Source organism: Shewanella waksmanii ATCC BAA-643 (assembly GCF_000518805.1).
Lineage (GTDB): Bacteria > Pseudomonadota > Gammaproteobacteria > Enterobacterales > Shewanellaceae > Shewanella > Shewanella waksmanii.
In genome coordinates this window covers 1-22432 of sequence record NZ_JAEH01000062.1, presented here as the reverse complement: position 1 = coordinate 22432, position 22432 = coordinate 1, and the positions used below count along the sequence as shown (strand labels likewise).

Annotated in this window: 21 protein-coding genes; 7 read left to right on the top strand and 14 right to left on the bottom strand. The window is 46.0% G+C overall.

Going from position 1 to position 22432, the window contains the following annotated elements:
• Positions 1-1020 precede the first annotated feature (1020 nt).
• Positions 1021-1500 (bottom strand): glutathione peroxidase, encoded by a 480-nt coding sequence (locus L865_RS0118655; RefSeq protein ID WP_028774630.1) that lies wholly within the window; start codon positions 1498-1500, stop codon positions 1021-1023.
• Between the two features lie 258 nt (positions 1501-1758).
• Between L865_RS0118655 and L865_RS0118650 the strand changes: the two genes are divergently transcribed.
• Entirely contained in the window at positions 1759-2301 is a 543-nt protein-coding gene (locus L865_RS0118650) for a YfaZ family outer membrane protein (protein ID WP_028774629.1), read from the top strand.
• Between the two features lie 89 nt (positions 2302-2390).
• Here the strand turns inward: L865_RS0118650 and L865_RS0118645 are convergent, their stop codons facing one another.
• Positions 2391-2570 (bottom strand): hypothetical protein, encoded by a 180-nt coding sequence (locus L865_RS0118645; RefSeq protein WP_028774628.1) that lies wholly within the window; start codon positions 2568-2570, stop codon positions 2391-2393.
• A gap of 197 nt (positions 2571-2767) precedes the next feature.
• Positions 2768-4144: an RsmB/NOP family class I SAM-dependent RNA methyltransferase gene (locus L865_RS0118640; protein ID WP_028774627.1), complete on the bottom strand. Its 1377-nt coding sequence runs from the start codon at positions 4142-4144 to the stop codon at positions 2768-2770.
• A 277-nt stretch (positions 4145-4421) separates the two neighbouring features.
• Between L865_RS0118640 and L865_RS0118630 the strand changes: the two genes are divergently transcribed.
• Both L865_RS0118630 and L865_RS0118625 read left to right on the top strand, forming a co-directional pair.
• Positions 4422-6311 carry a DUF294 nucleotidyltransferase-like domain-containing protein gene (locus L865_RS0118630; protein WP_028774626.1) on the top strand — a complete coding sequence of 630 codons (1890 nt, stop codon included), beginning with the start codon at positions 4422-4424 and terminating at the stop codon, positions 6309-6311.
• A complete protein-coding gene (locus L865_RS0118625; RefSeq protein ID WP_028774625.1) occupies positions 6311-7027 on the top strand; it encodes a 3'-5' exonuclease in 717 nt (238 codons plus the stop codon). The genes L865_RS0118630 and L865_RS0118625 overlap by 1 nt, the downstream gene beginning before the upstream one ends.
• A gap of 171 nt (positions 7028-7198) precedes the next feature.
• On the opposite strand, the gene L865_RS0118620 is transcribed toward L865_RS0118625, so the two are convergent.
• Positions 7199-8770 (bottom strand): BCCT family transporter, encoded by a 1572-nt coding sequence (locus L865_RS0118620; RefSeq protein WP_028774624.1) that lies wholly within the window; start codon positions 8768-8770, stop codon positions 7199-7201.
• 248 nt (positions 8771-9018) lie between these two features.
• Positions 9019-9690 (bottom strand): DUF2461 domain-containing protein, encoded by a 672-nt coding sequence (locus L865_RS0118615; protein WP_028774623.1) that lies wholly within the window; start codon positions 9688-9690, stop codon positions 9019-9021.
• A gap of 263 nt (positions 9691-9953) precedes the next feature.
• Here L865_RS0118615 and L865_RS0118610 point away from each other — a divergent pair, with 263 nt between their 5' ends.
• Complete coding sequence (locus L865_RS0118610; protein WP_028774622.1) at positions 9954-10409, top strand: YaiI/YqxD family protein; 456 nt, start codon at positions 9954-9956, stop codon at positions 10407-10409.
• 42 nt (positions 10410-10451) lie between these two features.
• On the opposite strand, the gene L865_RS0118605 is transcribed toward L865_RS0118610, so the two are convergent.
• From L865_RS0118605 to L865_RS0118580, 5 genes are all read right to left on the bottom strand, one after another.
• A complete protein-coding gene (locus L865_RS0118605) occupies positions 10452-11279 on the bottom strand; it encodes a sugar-binding protein (RefSeq protein WP_051484698.1) in 828 nt (275 codons plus the stop codon).
• Positions 11254-11802: a gluconokinase gene (locus L865_RS24190; RefSeq protein WP_051484697.1), complete on the bottom strand. Its 549-nt coding sequence runs from the start codon at positions 11800-11802 to the stop codon at positions 11254-11256. Before L865_RS24190 ends, L865_RS0118605 begins: the two co-directional genes overlap by 26 nt.
• A complete protein-coding gene (locus tag L865_RS24185; RefSeq protein WP_051484696.1) occupies positions 11789-14203 on the bottom strand; it encodes a GH36-type glycosyl hydrolase domain-containing protein in 2415 nt (804 codons plus the stop codon). The genes L865_RS24190 and L865_RS24185 overlap by 14 nt, the downstream gene beginning before the upstream one ends.
• Positions 14204-14205: 2 nt before the next feature.
• Entirely contained in the window at positions 14206-15564 is a 1359-nt protein-coding gene (locus tag L865_RS0118590) for an MFS transporter (protein ID WP_028774620.1), read from the bottom strand.
• Between the two features lie 242 nt (positions 15565-15806).
• Positions 15807-17063, bottom strand: coding sequence for a dicarboxylate/amino acid:cation symporter (locus L865_RS0118580; protein WP_037471579.1), 1257 nt, complete (start codon positions 17061-17063; stop codon positions 15807-15809).
• 436 nt (positions 17064-17499) lie between these two features.
• On the opposite strand from L865_RS0118580, the gene gltS reads away from it, so the two are divergent.
• Positions 17500-18726: a sodium/glutamate symporter gene (gene gltS / locus L865_RS0118575; RefSeq protein ID WP_028774618.1), complete on the top strand. Its 1227-nt coding sequence runs from the start codon at positions 17500-17502 to the stop codon at positions 18724-18726.
• A gap of 25 nt (positions 18727-18751) precedes the next feature.
• Here gltS and L865_RS0118570 read toward each other — a convergent pair whose 3' ends face one another.
• The 4 genes from L865_RS0118570 to L865_RS0118555 all read right to left on the bottom strand — a co-directional run bounded on the left by L865_RS0118570 (position 18752) and on the right by L865_RS0118555 (position 21079).
• Positions 18752-19270 carry an NUDIX hydrolase gene (locus L865_RS0118570; protein WP_028774617.1) on the bottom strand — a complete coding sequence of 173 codons (519 nt, stop codon included), beginning with the start codon at positions 19268-19270 and terminating at the stop codon, positions 18752-18754.
• Between the two features lie 115 nt (positions 19271-19385).
• Positions 19386-20126 carry a tRNA (adenine(22)-N(1))-methyltransferase gene (locus tag L865_RS24180; RefSeq protein WP_169732711.1) on the bottom strand — a complete coding sequence of 247 codons (741 nt, stop codon included), beginning with the start codon at positions 20124-20126 and terminating at the stop codon, positions 19386-19388.
• 10 nt (positions 20127-20136) lie between these two features.
• Positions 20137-20805, bottom strand: coding sequence for an NAD-dependent epimerase/dehydratase family protein (locus tag L865_RS0118560; RefSeq protein ID WP_028774616.1), 669 nt, complete (start codon positions 20803-20805; stop codon positions 20137-20139).
• A gap of 25 nt (positions 20806-20830) precedes the next feature.
• Positions 20831-21079 (bottom strand): hypothetical protein, encoded by a 249-nt coding sequence (locus L865_RS0118555; protein ID WP_037471576.1) that lies wholly within the window; start codon positions 21077-21079, stop codon positions 20831-20833.
• A 210-nt stretch (positions 21080-21289) separates the two neighbouring features.
• On the opposite strand from L865_RS0118555, the gene L865_RS0118550 reads away from it, so the two are divergent.
• Complete coding sequence (locus L865_RS0118550) at positions 21290-21994, top strand: type 2 periplasmic-binding domain-containing protein (RefSeq protein WP_157577667.1); 705 nt, start codon at positions 21290-21292, stop codon at positions 21992-21994.
• A 92-nt stretch (positions 21995-22086) separates the two neighbouring features.
• Entirely contained in the window at positions 22087-22254 is a 168-nt protein-coding gene (locus tag L865_RS24175; RefSeq protein WP_037471572.1) for a DUF2496 domain-containing protein, read from the top strand.
• Positions 22255-22432 lie beyond the last annotated feature (178 nt).

Below are 22432 nucleotides of genomic sequence, written 5' to 3'. Positions count from 1 at the left end.
AAAAATGGCGACCCAGTGGTCGCCATAACATACTCTTTTATCTTCAAACAGTATTCAATTCTCAGTGGCCAGTGCGCTAGCGTGGTCTCACTGAGCAGGTGCTTATCACACCCAAGGGAGATGATGATGAACTGAAAACAACGGTGTTAACTATGGGGTAGGCTGGTGGCCCAAACCTGATATTCAACACCATGAAAATCGGTTACATATACTCAGAGTCACTCAATACTTAAAAGTTCACTATCAGATAAAATTATTTTTCTTTTTTTGCCAATAAACGTGTAAGTGGCTAAATAACCGCCCATTTGCGGCGTATACCACTTAATAGCTTGCCATCACTGGGCGATTTCGCGAATGCACAGTGCGAATGTATTGTGCGTATTTCCCCGCCGCTATTAGCCAATATTATTTGCTATAACCATTCTTGGTGAGTTTGCCCCAAACCGGCAGCGTAATATTGATTGGTATAAGTTAGATAGGCTAACGCGCAGGTAAAAAAAATGGCGACCCAGTGGTCGCCATAACATACTCTTTTATCTTCAAACAGTATTCAATTCTCAGTGGCCAGTGCGCTAGCGAGGTCTCACTGAGCAGGTGCTTATCACACCCAAGGGAGATGATGATGAACTGAAAACAACAGTGTTAATTATGGGGTAGGCCGTTGGCCCAAACCTGATATTCAACACCATGAAAATCGGTTACATATACTCAGAGTCACTTAAAACTTAAAAGTTCACTATTGGGTAAAATATTTTTGATTTTAATTACTGAGCAATAAAGTTGCTTAGCTGTGTTGATCGCCTGAGTCATCGCCAGTGTCGATCGCTGCAGTGCAGGCATAAAAAAAGGCAACCAAGGGGGTTGCCTGCTGATCGATTAAGATCAAGAGGGCTGCGCTAGAAGCCCTAGGGAGAATGACGAACTTGAAAATCAATTTTCGCGTTCAATATTTGGAGTCACTCGCCCGCTAAAAGTTCAAAAAATAAACAAATAAAATTGAATAAATTTTATCCAATTGAATTAGCTTAATAATTTTTCAATATCTTTTTCTAACGCACTGGGTTTCGTAGTAGGTGCGTAACGGCTGACGACATGGCCTTGACTGTCGACCAAGAACTTGGTGAAGTTCCATTTAATTTTCTTGCTACCTAATAATCCTGGGGCTTGCTGCTTGAGGTACTCGAATAACGGTGCGGCGTGTTCACCATTGACATCGATTTTGGCAAATAATGGGAAACTCACCCCAAAATTGAGCTCGCAAAATTGATTGATGGTCGCTTCATCAGCCTTTTCTTGTTGGCCAAATTGGTTACATGGAAAACCCAATACGGCAAATTTTTCCGGACCATACTTTTGGTATAACGCCTGCAGCTCTTTGTATTGCGGCGTAAAACCACACGCGCTGGCGGTGTTGACGATGAGCAATACCTTATCTTGATATGCCGACATATCAATGGTGTCTTTAGTGATGGTTTCAGCTTTAAATTGATAAATGGACATCTCAGGTTCCTCAATGGCGAGTAGCGATTATTGGTCATACTGTATCATAAATTAAGTTGTGCGCAATTTAATTTGCCGGTAATTGTTTCGGGCAGGTTCAGGTATGGCTGCGATGTGTGTGGTGGTTTTGTAAAAACTGTAACAAAACTGGCGTGATAATGTTTAAGGTTTTGAGGTTTTAAATTCTTTAAAAACAAAATGATAGAAGCTAAATTAAGCATTTGCTATGCTTGCGAAAATTTTTCAGACGATGTAATTATGGCGATTAAAACCCGTGCTCTTTTGGCTGTAACCTCTGTGATGTTATCAACCTCTGTTTTTGCTAATGATTTTACCATTGGCCTAAATGATGATGCGATTTCAACTGAACTTGCCGTGGACTTAAACAAGACCACTAATGCTGTGTTTGGCTATATGTATGCAACCGACGGTGGCCATGCCGCAAGTGGTGCGATGCATGTTACCCATGATGCAGGCATTCACCATTTTGAAATTGGTGCTAAATATTCATACTACTGGGCTAAGCGCAGTGCTAATGGCAGTGTCGTTGGTATTGGTGGTCGTTATGCTATGGATTTAGGGTCAAACCTATCATTTTTAGCTTCGGGTTATTACGCACCTTCGGTGCTGTCATTTGGCAGTGTCGATGGTCAGTATGAGTTAGATAGCAAAATTCAATACAAGCTTAATCCTTCATTAGCGTTGTTTGCTGGCTATCGTAATATTCGTTTGCAATATGACGACAACTTAAACTCGACCTTTGATAGCGGTTTCTACATTGGTGGTAGCGCGGCATTCTAGCCATTAAGCGATAATCATTTAAAAGGCCAAACTGTTTAGTTTGGCCTTTTTTGTTGCTGCGGCAATAGCACTTATAAGGGCATCAATTGTTATCGCCACTGGCTATCGCCATACTCATCAACATTGTCTTCGAAATAGGCGCCATCGCTGTGGTGACGCTTGTGTTGATTATTGTTGGTACGGCGACGTTGTTTATTACGCTTACGTTGTTGTTTATCTAAAGACTCGTCGAGCCATAAAGCTTCATCGTGGTATTGATCGTGTGCCATCTTTGATTCCAAAAACAGGGTGTGAACGTTTTATCGTCTTGATGCTAAGTTGCATAGATTGCAGTGATATGACATCAATATGAAGTGCAGATGACAGGCGGGGAGATTAAAACTAAGTTGGCAAATAGCTGGGTTCGACCTGCAAATTGATGATTGCAGGTCTAGTGCTGATTGATAGCGGGTTTGATTTGCGCCGCTTAGCGGCGTTTTATCATTTTGGCGACAAACATGCCATCGCTGTCAGCTTGGTAGGGCTGCACAGTTAACATCTCTGCGGGTGTTTGGGTAAAAGGGTGGCTAACGCTAAGCAGTTCAAACTGTGGGTGTGCTGCAAGAAAAGCGTTAACGACCTGCTGATTTTCCGCACTGGCCAGTGAGCAGGTGGCATAGACTAAATAGCTGCCCGCTTTAACCGCATGGCTGCTTCGGGTGAGAATATCTAATTGCAGTTCAGGCTTATCGGTAATGGCTGACTCATCGTCTAACCAACGCATATCTGGGTTACGCCGCCATGTGCCGGTGCAACTGCAAGGGGCGTCTACCAACACATGGTCAATATCATCGGCATTAATTGGCAAAGCATCGCTGCGCCAGCGCGCCGTTGTGATGTGATTGTATTTTGCTCGTTTGGCACGTTTGTGCAGCTCTTCTAATGGTTTGTGACGAATATCAGAGGCGACAATACTGCCTTGGCTTTTAGGGTCTTGTGCCAGCATTAATGAGCGCAGTTGCAGTGTTTTACCTCCGGCGCCACTGCAGGCATCCCACCAATGTTCGTTTGCTTTTGGTGCGCAAATTTGGCCTATAACCTGTGAGCCTAAATCTTGAATCTCCAACTGACCGTTTTTATAAAGACTGAGTCCATTGAGGTTAATGCTCTTATGACCCAGGTTTATCGCATCGGCAAAATACGGGCTGGGTGTGGCTTCAATGCCCTGTTCAACCAATACTTGGCATGCCTTGGTAACACTGATGCCTTGTACTCTGGCCCAAATCGGCGGGCGCGTGCTCATGGCTTGCAATAGCTGCTCGGTTTGCTCTGTTGATAACGGCTCTATGTGTTGCCAAAACCAATCGGGTAGAAGGTCGTTAACGGCGAGTTTTAGTTGTGGGTTATGCTCGTTAAGACGCTGGCACTTAGCAGCGATATCAGTAAGCTCTGCTTGGTTTGATAATGCCTCCATGTGAGCAAATTTTGCCCATGCATCAGCAATTTCAGTCCAGTTGTGCTGCTCAAATTTCGCTGTAAAAGCCAATATCGCGAACCAGCTTTGGCTTTGGGCTAAGGGTTGCTCAAACTGTTGGTACCAACCCCACCAGCGAAAAATTCCAAATAGGCTCTCTCGAATCACACGTCGGTCTTTAGAACCATGCTTTTTATGGGCACGAAAGTAGTCTGCTAACACTCTATCTGCTGGCATTTTGACAGCGAATATCTGGGTGATGAGCTGGTGTAATGTGCTGCTGTAGCTCAGGGCTCGTTTTTGTGTGCTGCTATCGGCAGCAATATTGGCATGTAAGTCGGCGGTTTGAGCGGCATTAGTGGTCGCTGCTGACGAGGCGATATCGGTCATGTTGGGTGCTTTAGGGGTAAATAACTTGGCGCAATTGTAGCAGAACATTGCTCACGGGGGATAATCTATTGCGGCTATCACGAGCTGGCTTTACATCTGTTTGCGAAGCGGGAACTCATAAGCGGCTTATTGCCTAAGTGTGCCATACAACCTCTATCAAATTGTAAGGCTGTGAGCAAATGCGCTTTATTGGCAAACTCTAACACGGTTAGCTGCAACCACGCGGTAGATACCATATACTCAAAGTACAAATGGATATCAGCCTATTGAGCGCATCATGCAAGTCGAGTTACTTGAAATTCAAAACTTTCTTCGCCAATACCCGCCTTTTGACCAATTGCCTGAGCCGGCTTTAGTTGAGGCGTCGCAAAGTGTTGAAATATCTTATTACCGTGCTGACTCCATGATTGTTGAGTTTGAAGATAAGATTCAAGATCTCTATATGATCCGCAGTGGCGTGGTAGAGGTGTATCGCCGTAATGGTGATTTGTATAACCGTTTAGACCAGGGCGGCTTATTCGGGCAGATGGGATTACTGACTAATAACAAGGTACGTTTTCCCGCCAAGGCCTTAAAAGATACCTTGCTGTATTGTATTCCACAGAACATTTTTGATGACTTTTGCGAACGTTTCGATGCGTTTGCTGATTTTGTTGAGGTAGAAGGTAGTGTCCGGCTACAACAGGCGGTTGAAGATAATAGTGACGATGCCAATTCATTAACCACTTCCAAAGTAAAAACCATTCTTAGCAGTGCGCCAGTGTTTTTACCAATGACGACCTCGGTAAAAGAGGTGGCGCGGGTGATGTCAGAGGAGAATGTGTCGGCGGCGATAATTTGCGATCCGAGTTTACCTGACGATGGTGGCGCTAGTTTTGTGGGCATTATTACCGTGCGTGATTTATGCGCTAAGGTGATTGCCGATGGGCTCGATGTTGAAACTCAAGTGGATGAGGTGATGTCGACGGAGTTGATATCGTTAGATCACAACGCCTATATCTTTGAGGCAATGCTACTGATGCTGCGCTATAACGTGCATCACCTGCCAATTTTAAAAAATCGTCAGCCCATAGGTCTGATTGAAGTGACCGATATTATCCGTTACGAGTCGCAAAACAGCCTGCTGATTGTGAGCAGTATTTTCCAGCAAAATAGTGTCGACGACTTGGTGGTACTATCAGGGCAATTGAAAGACTGTTTCGTGCGGATGATTAATGAAGATGCAAATTCGCATATGGTCGGCCGTGCCATGTCTGAGATTGGCCGCAGCTTTAAGCAACGTTTGCTGGAGCTTGCTGAAGAAAAACTAGGCCCGCCACCGGTGCCCTATTGCTTTCTTGCGTTGGGTTCTATGGCCCGTGATGAGCAACTGATTGTGACCGATCAAGATAATGCCATTATTCTCGACAATGAATATCAGCCGCAGTTGCATGGTGAGTATTTTGCCCAGTTGGCCACCTTTGTTTGTGATGGGCTCGCAGCCTGTGGTTATACCTATTGCAGCGGCGACATCATGGCTACTAACCCTGAATACCGCAAAACCCAAAGTCAGTGGGAGGATTGCTTTGCCGATTGGATTGATAATCCCAATCCCAAGGCTTTACTCAACTGCTCAATCTTTTTTGACCTTTATGGGGTTTACGGTCGGCCCAAGTGGGCAGAGCAGCTTAATGCGTTTATTTTACGTAAAGCTAAGAAAAACAATCGTTTCCTTGCTTGCTTAGCTAGGAACGCGCTTAACCGTACACCGCCACTGGGCTTTTTCAAAGACTTCGTGATGGAAAAAGATGGTCGGCATAATAACTCCATTAACTTAAAGCGCCGCGGCACGGCGCCCCTTGCTGATCTGATCCGCGTACATGCCTTAGCCATAGGCTCTCAGTCACAAAACTCTTTCGATCGCTTAGAAGATATTATTGAAGCTGGAATTCTGCCGCCATCAAAAGGTAAAGACCTACAGCATGCGATGGAGTTTATCTCGCTAGTGCGTATTCGCCATCAAGCGCTCGACATTGAGGCTGAACAAGAGCCTGATAATAATATTGAGCCGGAGAATATGTCTGACTTTGAGCGCCGCAACCTTAAAGATGCGTTTTTAGTGCTCAGTAGCGCCCAGAACTTCCTGAAGTTTCGTTATAGCGCGAATAGTATGCAGCAGGCTAAGTAATGGAGAACTTTACTAACCAAGAGATCCTGAACTGGCAGGCTTTTTTACAGGTTAAAGAGCAGCAAAGCAAAGATAGCCGCCTGAAGCATTTCTACCAGGCCGGCACCTATCACAGTGAAACACCGCTCAAACAAGTCGAGTTTGTTGCGTTAGACTTTGAAACAACCGGACTGGATGCAAACCAAAACAGCATTATCAGTATTGGTCTAGTGCCGTTTACTTTGCAACGCATTGCTTGTCGCCAAGCCAAGCATTGGTTTATTACCCCTGAAGATAAGCTGCAGGAAGATTCAATTATTATCCATGGCATTACTCACTCAGATTTGAAGGGCGCCCCAGCGCTGCCACGTATACTGGAGCAATTGCTAGATGAACTAGCTGGCAAAGTGGTGGTGGTACATTATCGGCGTATTGAGCGGGATTTTTTCGACTCCGCTCTGCGCGGGATGATTAATGAAGGGATTGTGTTTCCTATTGTCGATACCATGCAGATTGAAGCCGATGTTTTGCGGACAAGAAAAAAACGTTTTATTGAGTGGTTTAAGCCCAACCGACCGCTATCCATCCGTTTAGCGAATACCCGCAGCCGTTATCACCTGCCGACGTACCCGCCACATGATGCACTGACCGACGCCATTGCTACCGCCGAGCTTTTACAAGCGCAGATCCATCATCACTTTGATGGCGACACGCCAATTAAAAAGCTATGGCTGTGAGCGGGTAAATACCGCTCAGCACGCGCATGAGTACACGCATGCTTTATGGCTAAATAGGAAAAAGATTAGCAAAAAAGATCAGCGAGTTCTTAGGAGAAAGGGCGGAAAAAGGATAACAAAAAGCCAAGCATTACGCTTGGCTTTTTAGTGTTAGCTGATGCTGTTGATGGGTTAACGCCGCTCGGTGCGCAGCCCCAGTATTAAACTCAAGCACATGACCAATAAGATAACCGTAAATGGCAATGCCGTTGAAATCGCCCCAGCTTGCAAGGCTTCGATGGCTTGCGTGCCACCTACCCACACTAAACCGGCAGCAATAGCACCTTCGATAAATGCCCAGAACACTCGCTGCGGAACGGGCGCATCGACTTTACCACCAGAGGTAATGCTATCAATCACCAGTGAACCTGAGTCCGATGAGGTAACAAAGAACACCAATACCAAAACCACCGCCAGTAAGGACAAGATGCTCCCCATAGGCAAGGCATCAAACATTTGGAACATGGCTAACGGCACTTCCGTTAAGCCTTTCTCACCTAATGTACCGACTTTATTGGCAATTTGATCAATGGCAACTCCACCAAATACCGACATCCATAAGATAGTCACTAGGGTGGGTACTATCAGTACCGCCACCATAAATTCACGGATGGTACGGCCACGAGAAATACGGGCGATAAACATGCCGACAAATGGTGACCATGAAATCCACCACGCCCAATAGAATACAGTCCAGCCATGCATCCAAGCTTCATCTTCACGGCCGACAGGGTTACTCAAGGGGATAATGTTCTCAATGTAGTCCATGACGGTGGTTGGAATCGTGCCCATTGCCACAGCAAAAGATACCAGCGCGACAAATACCACTAGTGCTAGCGCCAGCAACATATTAACGTTACTGATGAGCTTAACACCGCCGTCAATACCACGCATGACCGAAATAACGGCCACCAGGGTAACGATAAAGATGATACCGATCTGCAGCATTAGGCCATTATCAAAGCCAAATACATGATGGAAACCACTGGCTGCTTGCTGTGCGCCTAAGCCAAGTGAGGTCGCCAGACCAAATAGGGTTGCCAATACCGCTAGAATATCGATGACATGTCCCGGCCAGCCCCAAGTGCGATCGCCTAAAATCGGATAGAACACCGAGCGCATCGATAAAGGTAGGCCTTTGTTATAGGCAAAAAATGCCAATGACAACGACACCACACCATAAATGGCCCAAGGGTGTAGACCCCAATGGAACATCGTTGCGCCAAGGGCCAATTTGGCGGCTTCTGGCGTGTTGGGCTCGACATTAAGTGGGGTTTCATACCAGCCGGTAAAATAGGCCGCAGGCTCTGCCACACCCCAAAACATTAGGCCGATGCCCATGCCGGCGGCAAATAACATGGCAATCCATGACAGCATTGAATAATCGGCCTTGGCATCACTGCCGCCTAAGCGGACTTTGCCAAATGGCGAAACAATCATTGCCAAGCAAAACAGCACAAAGATATTGGCAGACCACATGAACAATTGGTCAAATGAGCCGATAATTTTCCATTTGATACCGTCAAGAGCGGCTTTGGAGGTCGCTGGATCAACCAGCAAAATGGCGAGTAAGAATAGGCCTATGAGTGAGGCGCTGATCCCAAATACCGGGTTGTGGACATCAAAGCCCCATTTTTGGATGTTGTCTTGGCCGACGGTATAGTCGGTGTTGTCGATACTGTACTTATCTTTATTAGAAGTCATCAATCCTCATTTAGAACAGCTTTCATTCGCGTATAGTGACTTTAGTGTACGTTATTTAGCGTTAACTTTCCGTTTTTGCTCGAATATTGTGCTAATTATCCCCTAGTTGTGTGATGTTATCGCGACATCATGCAAATAACCGCTAATTTATCAGTGCCAAATCAAATATTAGTTGATCTGCTATCTGTTGCCATTTGCAGCGGCCCTTAATTAAATTGAGGGCCGCGGTCATTTTTAATGAGCGTGGTTTAGTAATCGAGATCCAGAGCAAAGCACAAATAGCGCATCAGTGCTTGGTTATGGGCGAACTGCTCTGCGCACCAAGACTCAAAATTGGCTTGGCAAAGCTGCTCTGCAGCAAAAGGTTTGATAGCGATAAAGTCTTTACGCTTTAACTCATCAATGAGTGGGTGGTGCTTATCAAAGCCCTTCGGTGGGCGAATGAGGCTATCGCCTTGCATGTCAAAGCAGCCCGCGGCGACCGCATCCAGCGCTTTAGTGTATGCGCGTGGGTTTTCATCTATGCAGCTACGGATCTGATTGAGGGCCTTACTATCTGGGTGCCAAATGCCGGCGCCGATAAAACAGCCCTCGTTGGCAATGTGCAGATACAAGCCTGGGGCATGCACATCTTTGCCTTGGAAATGACGAAATTGAATACCGACATTGATTTTATAGGGGGTTTTGTCTTTGCTAAAGCGGGCGTCGCGCTGCGGCCGCATTAAGCTGCCGCCGACTTTTTTAGCGACCGCATTTAATCTAGGTGATAACTGAGCAATATGCGGTGACATATTTTCAATGAACTGCAGTGCTGGGCTGCGCACTTGGGCTTCGTATTGGGTTTGATTTGCTTTAAACCATTCGCGGTTATTATTTTGTTCCAACTGGCGTAAAAAGCCTAGGCAGTGTTGGTCAAACATAGTGAGTCCTTGCGATGTATCTAAGTCAGTGAAACTAGCATATTTACCCTAACGCATATAGTCATTTATGCCGCAGCGATAGCTCATCTATGCTATAGTCGCGCCAGCAAAGCGGCCCATAAAATCGTATCTTATTACGAGTCATACCATTCAAGCAGAGTCGAGCAACCTCTTAGACTGATTGGTTTCAGCCGTGGGTATTAAATCACGCGGCATGACTGGAGCTGCGGGTGTGTATAACGATGATAGTTTGAGAGGCGATAATGAAAATTTGGGTTGATGCCGATGCCTGCCCTGGGGTGATTAAAGAGATTTTGTTTCGCGCAGCAGACCGAGCCAAAGTGCAGGTGACGCTAGTGGCCAATCATGCTTTACGGACACCGCCTTCGCCCTTCATTAGTATGGTGACAGTATCATCAGGATTTGATGTGGCAGATGATGAAATTGTCCAGCGCTTACAGGCCGGCGATTTAGTGATCACCGCAGATATTCCATTGGCGTCTGAAGTCATTGATAAAGGAGGCTTTGCCCTCAACCCTCGGGGTGAGCTGTATACTGAGCACAATATTAAATCGATTTTGAACATGCGTGATTTTATGGACACTATGCGTGCCAGTGGGGTGCAAACTGGTGGACCTGCAGCCATAGGCTCCGCTGAAAAACAAGCTTTTGGTAATCAGCTTGATCGCTTCATTACCAAACATCATCGGCCTGCATAGCTCGTCAATTAGCCCGCTAATATTACCTAGCGAGTATACGGGCTATTTTACCAAGGTGAGTTTGCCGAACACATCGGCGGTAATGTAGCCCAAGTTTTTGTCACCGTTTTGCGGGGTAATGTCGTGGGTACCCACAAAGTGCTCGCGTGATTCACTGCCGTCGTTATCACAATAAGCCAGCATAAAGCCCATCACTTTATCCGCACTGAGTGTTACCCGTGCATGTTGTTGGCTGCGCGTATCATCCACTTGATATTGATCTGAATAAACCTTTACCGCTAATTCCCATACGATTTGGTGTGGGGCTACAGCGCTGCGTTGCCATTGGCTGTCCAGGTGATGATTGAGCAGCATTGGCCCGCCAGTTGGTTGGCTGCTTGATGACTCTACCTGGCTTGCTGGACCAAAGTCGACCACCTGATTGTCAATGGCAACATGATAGGCAAAGGCATTGAAATTATACTGGTGCAGACCACCGCTATTATCTTCGTCGATAAATAACTCTAAGCAATCATCATCCCAGTATCGATGTAGTGGATCAGCGTATTGGTCAAAAATGACATCATCAGTAATCAACACCTGCAAATACAGGTGCTGCTCATCCCAAATGGCGCGCATTTTTCCGCTAAAGTCATTGGCCGCAGGCAAAGGCCCAATAATAGGTTTATCGATGGCAAGCCATGGGGCTTTATCCCAGAGTTTTGCATCGATTTTACCGTCGATACGCGGGGCGCTAGCGGTATAAGGGGCCTGATAGTTAGCTAACGTTGAATTGCACCCCAGCAGCGCGAGCAACACACACACCAAACGAGCAAAGGTCATATTAGCGCTGCAGTCAGCGTGCTTAGTGTGCTGTTTTATCATTGGCATGCAATATCTCCATCGCTTTGGCTAACAGTTGCTGTGGTGGCAGGCTTTGGCTAATGCAGTGCAGTTGCTCATAGGGACCTGCGGGCTCAAGGGCTTGCAGTTGTGAGTCGAGTAAGCTGGGGTTGAAAAAGTGATTCTCCCTCGCTGAAAGTCGCCGTTTTATTTCATCGACGTCGATATCAAGGTGAATGAAACAGCTATTATCACTCAAGGACAGAAACTGAGCACGGTGATGGGCTTTTAACCCAGAATAGGCCAGTACACAGTGGTTGCCTTGCTGTAACTGCTGTGCTACCACTGCAAGTAATCGTGCTATCCAAGGTGCTCTATCTTGCTCTGTTAACGGGCTACCAGCGGCCATCTTCTGTTTTGCGGCTGGGCTATGGTGGTCATCTGCTTCGATATAAGTTGCGGGTAAATGCTCTGCAATTGCCTGTGCCAAAGCGCTTTTACCGCAGCCAGAGATCCCCATGACAATAATCAATCGCGCTGAGTTGTCCGCTTGCATGTTAACTGAGCTCATGTGTGACACTTACCGGTTGCTGCTGGAGTGGCGTGTTGGTGTTTGTTATCGGCTGGATCACCTGTAATTGATAATGCTGATTGGCGACAATATTGCTAATACGCTGCTTGACGGGGATGCCATCCAATAGAATTTGATAGTCATCGACTTGGGCTTGCTTGATGGTGACATCAAAGGTCGCGCCAGCGAAAGTGCGTTTCAGTTGCACGTATTGCCACTGCTTGGGTAAGTGCGGCGCAACAATAAGCTCACCTTTATGGCCTTTAAGACCAATGATCTCTTCAATTAAACAGCGGTATACCCAAGCCACAGTACCAGTGTTAAATAGCTGACTTGAACGTCCAGCGTGGCTGGGTATTTGATGAAATGCGCCACGGTAATAGTTTGGAATAAAGTTAGGCAGTTGGTCACGCACTTCTGCATCAGTCAGATTTGGGAACATTAACATCAACTGCTCGAATGCCAGTTGATACTGGCCTACTTGGCATAAGCTGTAGGCATAAAAAGCGCCCGCATGATTGTAAACTGAACCATTTTCAGCGGTACCTGGATACTTCTGTGTCACCCGGCCAATGTCTTCATGCATATGAGTAAAGCTGGGGGCCAGCATCATGGCACCAAAAGGCGTGTGTAGCTTATGCTCGATAGCGTCAAGCATCTTTTGTTGTTGCGTAGCATTGGGGGTGGCTGCAAGCAGCGCCCAGCTTTGGGGGTTGAGGAAAATCTCACCTTGCTCATCAGCGGCGCAGCCAAATGAACGCCCGGCATCGGTAAAGCCTCGGTTGTACCAATTGCCATCCCAACAGTGTTGATTGACCGCTTGGTTAATTATGCTGGCCTGGTTGCGGTAGTATGTGGCTTTGGTTTCAAGCGCTAAATCATCACAGATACTCGCCCATTGCTGTAAGGCGTAGGCGCTAGCTAAGCTCAACCAGGTTGATACGCCTTGACCTTTGTGGCCTACCATATTCATCGGATCGCACCAATCACCTTGTTCGATATAGCTCAGGCCGCGCTCATCACGGCGCTTAAGCAGGTAATCGAGGGCAAGTTCAATATGCTGCAGCACGCTGGCTTGCTGATCACTGTCGGCAAACGGCAAATTTTGCTCAAGCAGGGCGTAGTCAGCGGTTTCATTTAAATAGGCACGTAAGCAGATAGGTAGCCAAACATTATGATCGGTATGTGGCACCTGGTTGATGTATTTCAGGCTCGCATTTTCATGCAGCAGTATGCCGTCGGGCATGGCGCCATTACTGTTTTGCTGTGATAAAGCGGTAATAAACACTTGGCGGCTAATGCTGGCATCAATAAAGCACATGCCCAGTGCATCTTGCAGGTAATTGCGGGTTTGCGGATCGGTACTTAACCGGTTGACATCACCGTGGTAAAATACCTGCCTAGGTAACCATTGATTAATGATTTGGTTGATTTGCTCATCGGCGGTTTTAATCTGTAACTTACCTTGCCCGCGGTGTAAATATTGCTGATAATTGCGCTGGTTATCGTCAAAGCTCTCTGGCTGCAGATACTTGGCTTTAAGCTCAGCAATCTCTTGCTTATCTTTGGCGGGCGCAAAAACAAATTGATACTGGTGTGTTGTGCCAGTATCGAGCTGTAATCGATATTGCATTGCGGCAATGGGGGGCTCGTAACAGCTCGGTTTATTGTCTAAAGCTGACTGTTGCAGCGCATCGGGATTATTCAGCCCACCTAACCCCTCAAAGCTATTTGTGTGGGTGGTCCAGCTATCTGGACTGGTATTAGCGATCAGTGCAGTGCAGTCTTTAAATTGATTTTGTTGGTAGTATTGCTCGACTTTTTGATAAGGCGTTACGCTGGTGGCGATGATGGCATCCAGAGTCGAATCAAAGTCTGCGCCTTGATTCATCCACGACATATAACCAATACTGAAATAGGGGTAAAGGCTTAACTGCCGCGTGTTATCGCTTAAATTTGTTAAGCTAATTTGCCACAGCTCTGCAGCATCTTGACTGGCTAATGTCACGCAGATTTCAATGCTGATATCCATCACTTCAATCGTCCAAATGACTTGATGGCTATAGACCCTAAATTCGAACTTATCCGCTTGCTTGCGCATGGGTTCAAACGGCAGTGAATAGATTGCTTGGTTTTGTTCGTCTTTAAGGTAAAAAAAGCGGCCCGGATGGTTAGCGTAGTAGTGATGTTCCGGTTGCATAAAAGTGGTTGCAGCCAGAGCGGGTCCATGAGAGTACTTCGCAGGCTCCGGCTGCATAAATTGGCCAGTGGCAAAGCCACGGCAGTTGATGTGCAGCATCATCTGCTTATTCCACAAAAAGTGACTGGCGTTAGGCAGACGCAATGGGCTATTTAACGCAATATGGTCCTCTTTTAGCAGGTAGGGCAGAGCGGTAGACATAGTTAAACCTTATTTTGCTCGGTAAACAGTTCGCTTTGTATGGTGCCCATGGTGCTGTTGTTGAGTGGGTACAAGCGAATAATAAACACAGATATCAGGGCAAATAGTGCCGGCAGCAGTGTCATCAGCAATACGATACCTTGCTGTGAACTACTGGTTTGTTCGGTATTAGCCACATAACCCATGGTGGCGAGCATCCAACCAATAATTCCGCCAGCCAGTGCCCCACCGAGCTTTTGCGAAAATGAGGCCGCTGAGAAAATCATGGCCGTGGCTCTGCGCCCTGTGCGCCATTGGCTGTAATCTGCACTGTCGGCATACATGGAAAAGACCAAGGGCGATTTCGGCCCTAAGCACAAGCCAATGCCAATTTGTAATGCGAACATCAGCGCTATTTGGTCAGCAGGCACCCAGTAAAACAGTGCGGAGAGCACGGTCACCATAAGCATTAAGCCCATGAGTAACTGTTTTTTGTCTATGTAGCGAGTTAGCAGTGGCGTAATTGCTGCGCCAGCTGCTAGAGAGAGCATATATGCCATAGAAAAGGCGCCAATTAAATCGCTGCGTTCAACATAGTATTTGAAATAAAAAGTGCCGCTACTGCCTCGCAAAGAGATGGTAAGCATAATGATGAGTGCGAGGCTAAACAGTACTAACCATGGTTTGTTTTGGCTTAAATCCCGTAAATCTTGACGGACAGAACTTGATTGTTTCGGACTTGGAGCAATCCGCTCTTTAGTGGCAAAAAAGCTTAGCGCAAAAAGGCAGCTGGCAAGCACACCATAAAACATCATAGTGAGCTGCCAGCCTAAAGCTTCATCCTTGCTGCCAAAAAGATCAACCAACTCTGGAGTTAAGTATGCTACTAAAGTGCCGCCAGAGAAGGCACCTATAAAGCGAAAGCTTGTCAGCGTGGTACGCTGTTGACTATTGCCGGTGATAACGCCCATTAAGGCGCCGTATGGAACGTTGATAAAGGTGTACGCCAACATCATGAAAATATAAGTGGCATAGGCCCAAACTAATTTACCCGGCTCAGACACATCCGGTACGGTGAAGGTCAGCACACCGGCGGCGGTAATAGGTAGAATGCCCCAGATGAGATAAGGGCGGAACTTGCCCCATCGGGTTTGAGTTCTATCAGCTAGCGCGCCCATAAAAGGATCTGACACAGCATCGATGATGCGCGTGACTAACATCATGGTGCCGACGGCAGCAGGTGAGAGCCCAAATACATCGGTATAAAAAATAAACAAGAACAGATCAAACACCCGCCAATAGAAATTTGACGCCATATCGCCTAATGCATAACCGGCCTTCTCTTTAAATGAGATAGGTTGCAGCGAATGTGGATTTTCCATGTCCGAGTCCTGTTCGATTGTGTTACTGAAAATAAAATGTAACCGCTTACATTTTTACGTTAACACGTTATTAACAGCTTGGGTAGTCCCTTTTTTATATCCATGAACATTGGTGGTAATCGTGAGTATTTACATGGAGTTGCTAAATTGGAGGCAATAAGTAAATCACTAAGTCGTTGCGCGCAAAACAAAAATCCCGTCAATATTGACGGGATTTTTAAGGCGGGGGGAAAACTGACCGATTAGGCCGCTTTACCTGCCAAGCTTACTGATTGTGATTCGTGCTGCTCGGTGTGGTCAACAATGGTTACCACCGCACTATCACCCACTACGTTGGTACTGGTACAGAACATATCAATGATTCTGTCTAGGGCTGCAACCAAAGCGATGGCTTCAACAGGTAAGCCCATCTGGTGGATAAGTACCCCTATCATAACAATACCGCCACCAGGTACGCCGCCCGCTCCAATAGAGAGCAAGAACACACTAAAGGCAAGGACTGGGATTTGCTCCATGGTAATTGGCGTACCAAAAGCGTTACCGACAAAAAATGCTGCCACAGTGATATAGATAGCGGCACCGCTCATGTTCATGGTGGCGCCCATAGGGACACCAAAACCAGCCACAGAACGTTTCACACCGAGCTTTTCGGTTAAGGTGCGCATCGTCACTGGAATTGTGGCGTTTGAGCTGGCAGTTGAAAGTGAAAACAGGAACTGTTCGCGGGTTTTACGGCGAAAATCTGCAGCGCTGATATTGGTGGTGAGGCTGACCACAAATGGATAAACAATTAGTGCCCAAAATGCCAGTAGGCCAACAATGACTGCGATGTAACTTAGTACACTGAGGAAAGCAGAAGGATCGAATGTCGCGCCCAGTTTGACCATTAATGCAAAGACACCGATTGGGGCTATCTGCATTACCACGGTGATCATTTTGAGCATGATCTTGTTGCCGTACTGGAAAAAGGCAACTGCTGGTTTTACTTCATCACCTAAAGCCTTGATGATACCGCCGGTTAGCAGCGCCATGAAGATAATTTGAAGCATATTGCCTTCAGTGAACGCGCGCACTGGATTGCTTGGGATGATATTGACAATCATCTCAATAAAGTTAGGTAGTGCCGTGGAGGTTAGGCTAGCATTTTGATCGCCGCTAAGCTGCATACCTGCGCCTGGTGCGATCCATAGGGCTAGACCAATAGAAACAACAATCGCCACAATGGTATTGATAAGGTATAGCGCAAAGGTTTTGCTACCAAGACGTCCAAATGATTTCAGATCTTGTAATTCGACAATGCCAGTCACAATAGAGAAAAATACCAGCGGAACCACCAGCATCATAATCAACTGCACGAACATGCTACCTGCGCCCGAAGCCACGTCAACCAGAGTACCATTGGCGAATTCACTGCCAGTGAACCCATATTGGATTAGTGTACCAAGCAATAATCCGGCGAAAAGGCCGATAAAAATCCGACCTGAGAGCGTTTTGAACATAACCGTTACCTTTCTATTTATTGTGATATCAACCTTCCTTAGTTCGTATCCTTTTGTAGGACAAAAAATACTCCGCGATTGTTTGCCAATGAGCAAGTCCAACCATTTGTATTTAATTGATATTTAACCTTTGCGGTTGAATTCGGTAACAGATTGATGGGAGAGCGTTAGCGTTGCAGTTACAATTCTACAGCTTATGGTGATTGGTTTTTGCATGGGCTGGTGAATATTAACCTGTGGTTTTGGCAGTTTGTGAGTCTGGTCGCAATAGTGAATGAGCAAGTATGCGCAATGGCAAATTTGATACCTGTGTCAAACTGAGGTTCAGGTTTAACTCGTTACGATTCAATAATATCAGCAGATATGTTTAGCCAAGTATTTGTTATTTTGTGAACATTTTGTAAACTAGAGCCCTGTTAGGATGGGAATTAACTACATGGAACCCCAAGTTGTTGAGATCAAAGATTTTGTTTCTTTCACTTTAGCCATTATTGCGCTATTCGTCGGTAAAAACATTATTGGTCGTTATGAGCTGTTACGTAAGTACAGTATTCCCGAGCCCGTTGTGGGTGGTTTTGCCTGTGCGGCAATTGTCGGCATTTTATATTACGGATTTGATCTGCAGGTTGAATTTGATTTGGAAGTGCGTGATATTTTGCTGTTGTATTTCTTTGCCGGTATCGGTTTAAAAGCGGATATAGCCACCTTGCTAAAAGGGGGTAAGCCATTGCTGATTTTATTGCTGCTCTCTAGTAGCTTTATTTTTGTGCAAAACGTGCTTGGTGTGAGTGTAGCGAGTTTATTTGGCCTCGATCCTAAAGCGGGGTTAATGTCTGGTTCGATATCGCTCATTGGTGGGGTTGGTACCGCTATGGCTTGGACACCAACTTTTGTTGAAGAGTTAGGGATCACCAATGCCGCGGAACTAGGTATCGCGTCTAATACCTTAGGTTTAATCTCTGCCTGTATCATTGGTGGCCCGATTGCCGCCTATTTGATGAAACGTCACAAACTCACCGCTAGCCATGATAGTGACTTGGATATTGGTTCTAGCCATGGTGCGAGCCAAAGTCTGTCGGTTGACTATTTTGGCGTATTGCGCGCTTGGTTATGGCTTAACGTCACTTTGATTGTGGGCTATTTCATCGACCTCGGGCTAGCGGAAGCGGGATTAAAACTGCCACTATTTGTTGCCTGCCTATTAGCGGGGATTATCATTGGTAATGTAGGGCGCTTTATTCTGGCTCGCCGCGGTAAAATTCATAGTACCTATATTGAAGAGGCTGGTCGTGGTTTAACACTTATTCAGGATATTTGCCTAGGGATGTTCTTAACCATGGCATTAATGGGGCTGAAAATTTGGGAGCTTGAAGGCAGCTTACTGTATATCTCAGTAGTAATGGTGCTGCAGGTGCTGCTCTCTATCATGTTTACCATTTTTATTGTATTTAAAGCTATGGGTAAGGATTATGAAGCGGCGGTGATCTGCTCAGGTTTTGGCGGCGTGACATTAGGGTCGGCGGCAACCGCAATCGTTAATATGACCGCGGTATCACAGCAATATGGTGCCGCTCACCGAGCGTTCATTATTGTGCCCTTGGTGTGTGGTTTCTTCATTGATATTGTCAATGCGATGATCATCAACTTCTTTGTTAATTTTTAATATCATCACTGCTGAGTTGAGTGACTTAGTCGATTAACTCAGCAACAATTTGACGCAGTAAGAAGGTCTCTCGAATAATCGATAGGCCTTTTTTTGGGCTTGCGGCCATGGTGTTGACGTTGTGGGCAATGGCTTGATGGATGTTAATCCAAACGGGTCGCATGCCATTACTGATTTCATGGGACTCGAGCCGAGTTTCAGCCAATTGTGGATCAATTTGGCAAACATAGCAGAATGACTCCATATCTACGCAGTCATAATCATCTTTGTGCCATGGGCGCAATTCACGATATCGATCAAACTCAGAGAGGATACGAATATTGCGGGCGCCAGTTTCTTCTTCAAGCTCACGGATTAATCCGTTTTCAATGTGCTCATTAGCATCAACGCCACCGCCCGGTAGGCTGTAATCATCGTAGCGTGCGGTATACAGCAGCAGAATGTCTTCACCATTGATAATGATACCGCGACTTGCTGGGCGGTAAAACTTTCGCCCAAAAGGTGCGCTGAGTTCGGGGTGAACATGAGTATGTAATAGACGCATAGTGTGGAAGTGGAGCGAGAAAGACAAAAGTAGCGCTACTATACATAGCTAAAAAAACTTGGCAAGGGCGAGGGGGTAAGTAGTGTTTGTCAGCCGCTAAGTCTCGTGATCGGCTTTAGCGGCTGAGGTTAAGGCCTTGGTAGGCCGCGATCACTTCATTTAAGTGTTTAATCGCGTTCTGATCAGCTGTTTTTTCAGCGCCAATGAGACGGCGCTGATAATGATCTAGCAGCTTTTGTTGGTAACGCTTTGCCGTGCTTGTCACTACCGTTGTGGTGTCAGATATGTTAGCTGGCTGTGCTTGCCAAATACTATCGCCAGTCGCGGTGATTGGCTTGCCATGAAGGGTATTGAGTTGCATGATTTCATAAAAGCGTCGGTTCTCTTCGATTAATAGCTCATCAGTGACTAACAGCGGCATAGAGCGAACTTGCTGGCGGACTAAATAAGCATGATTGACAGGGCAGAGAATCAGCGATAGTGGCGTGTGACGCTGGTGGATAATTGGTTGCAAGGCTTGTAATAACTCGCACATTAGCTCGCCACCTATGCCGGCAATAATCACAACAATGGGTAACTGGGTTGGGTGCTGGATGAGTGGTAACCGGGCAACATCTGCGCAATGTACAAACCAGTTAGGAGCTTGGCCGTTCACGTGCGGGAAGAAACGCTGCAATTTGACTTCGAGTGCCTGCATAATTTCAGGTACCACATCAACAAAATGCACTTGATGACCATGATTTAACAGCTCTGCTCCCAACAATCCATGGTCGCAACAACAGTCCCATATCTGTGCGGGTTGAGGACCAATGAGGCTTGCAATGGTATTAAGGCGATGACTTAACTTTATACTCAATAGCTTCGCCCTATGATCCGCGTAGCGCGAGCATATCAAGATTACTAACGGTGCTAATGGGCTTATTGAGCAATAATTGACTATGAAGCAACATAGATTTGGCGACGATATCCGCTTCAATAGGCTGATATTGACGCAGCTTACCAACCATAACGGCGCGTAGATGGGGCATGATGGTTTGGCCAAGGTCTTCAAGTTTGCGACTGTGTGGGCGTGCGCCTAGCAACAAGCTTGGCTGAAATAGCACTAATTTACACTGATGTTGTCGGCAGTAACTCGCGAGTGCTTGCTCGGTTTCACCTTTTACTCGATTGTAAAACACGCGGCTGTCTGGGTTAGCGCCCAATGCGGTTATAACCAAATTGACCTTAGCTTTACAAAGTTGCACGAACGCCAGCACTGCGGTTTTGTCTACTGCGATAAATTGAGCCTGACTGCCAGCCTGTTTTATGGTTGTGCCTAAGCTGCTGTAACAGTGGTCTATGTGAAACGGTGGGCTGAGTTCACCAATGTCATTGAGCTCACATTGACTCACGGTAACGGTGGTGTCGCCACTGTCGCTTATCTCGGGAGAGCGACGACCCAAAAGCCAGATACGTTGATATTGACCGCTGGCTAATAAAGCCTTTAACAGTGCCTGCCCAACCAGGCCTGTCGACCCTATAATTGCAGCGTTCATGACCACTCCTTAGCGAGTCTGGATGTCAAATGACTTCCATTTCTAAATGGATATCGGTGCACTTCTTTTTACAAAATACGCCATATAAGCCGGTTTGGGCTTTTTCAGTTGGCACAACCAAGTGTAAAGGCTGTTTGCAGGTTTCACACAGCACGGTGTTACCTTTAAATAAACGCTTAATCAGGTTCTTTTGCGCGTTAAAAGATTTGGCAGTCGTACTGTTAATTGCAGAGAAGTCTAGCTTTTGGGTTCTTGCCTCTGGGCTATTGTCCATACTGTTCTCAATGTTGATTGATGCGTTGTTATCAGTATATCCGTGCCTAGGGCGATGCAAAAGTAAAAGTCAGCTTATCTGCTTTAAAATTGGTCAAGGTAGCTGATTTTATCTTTTAGGCGGTATTAGCTTAGTAGCTGCTATATTTTAAACAGTGTTGTGTTAGGTGGGGTTGTTGCAGTTAACGGCAAAGCTAAACAAGGAGTGATTGTGTTAAGGATGATTATTGGGGTTATGTTTGTTGTTTTTTGTTCAAAATTGAACGCTCAACCGTTAGAGGTTATTGCTGTTGATTATCCCTACTTTACCGAGCAACAAAATCCTCCTGAATACGGTGTGGCGTTTAAGTTACTACGTCAAGCCTTAAAGGACAGTGGCGTACAAGTACAGGCCACATTTTTGCCTCCAGCAAGGGCACATCAAACTATTAAAAGCCTCAATTGGTGTGCGAGCTTTTATCCGGCGCCGCAAATTACCACAACTGAAATACTCATGAGTTTATCAGAGGAGCCCATTCAACTCGGGCTTTATCGTAAGCGGCAGCCGGGGGAGTTTTCTTGGCGGCAATTGAGTGAGCTAAAAGGCAAGCAAGTTGCTTATTTACGGGCGTTATCTCGAGAAGGGATAGGTAAATTGCTGCAAGAAGCGCAAGTCGAATTATTTAATACTGAGACAATCAATCAAGGCATGCTGTTGTTAACTAAAGGGCGGGTTGATTATGCATTTGGTGATAAATATTCGGGTGAGCAGTTTTTTAGCGAAACCCAAATTGATGCTGCGAATTATCAGTTCTCTACCACATTTTTAAGGGAACTCACCGTTGGCGTTTGGTTAAATATGAACTGCGAGCAAGCGGTAAAAATTAGAGATTACTTACAAGACAAGGGATTTAAATTAGCAACAGAAACACCGTAATTACTACCCGCTTGCATAACAGTGCTAAGGCTTGCCTAATTGACATAATCGCTCCACTATATACCAATAGCCTATCAACTTGATTTAATATTATGTCTCACCCTGAATCTGACGCTTTAGCGTCCGCCAGTGATGAAGTAAAACTGGCTGTGGATTTAATCTACTTGTTTGAAACTCATGGCATAGCACCTAATACCGCGCTTGCCGCGCTAAAAATAGTTGAAGCAGATCTGATGAGAAAAGCCAACGAGCAAGATTAGTCAGCTTGCAGGGCATTATTAATTGATGAACTGTCTAGTCCTAAAATAGGTTGACGGTTTTTATTAAGCCAGTTGGTATTCCCAACTGGCTTTTTCATGCACCTCATTTGGGGTTTTCATTCCTAAACTAAGGTGCGGCCGTAATTGATTATAAATCTCTATCGATTCCTTGATTAAA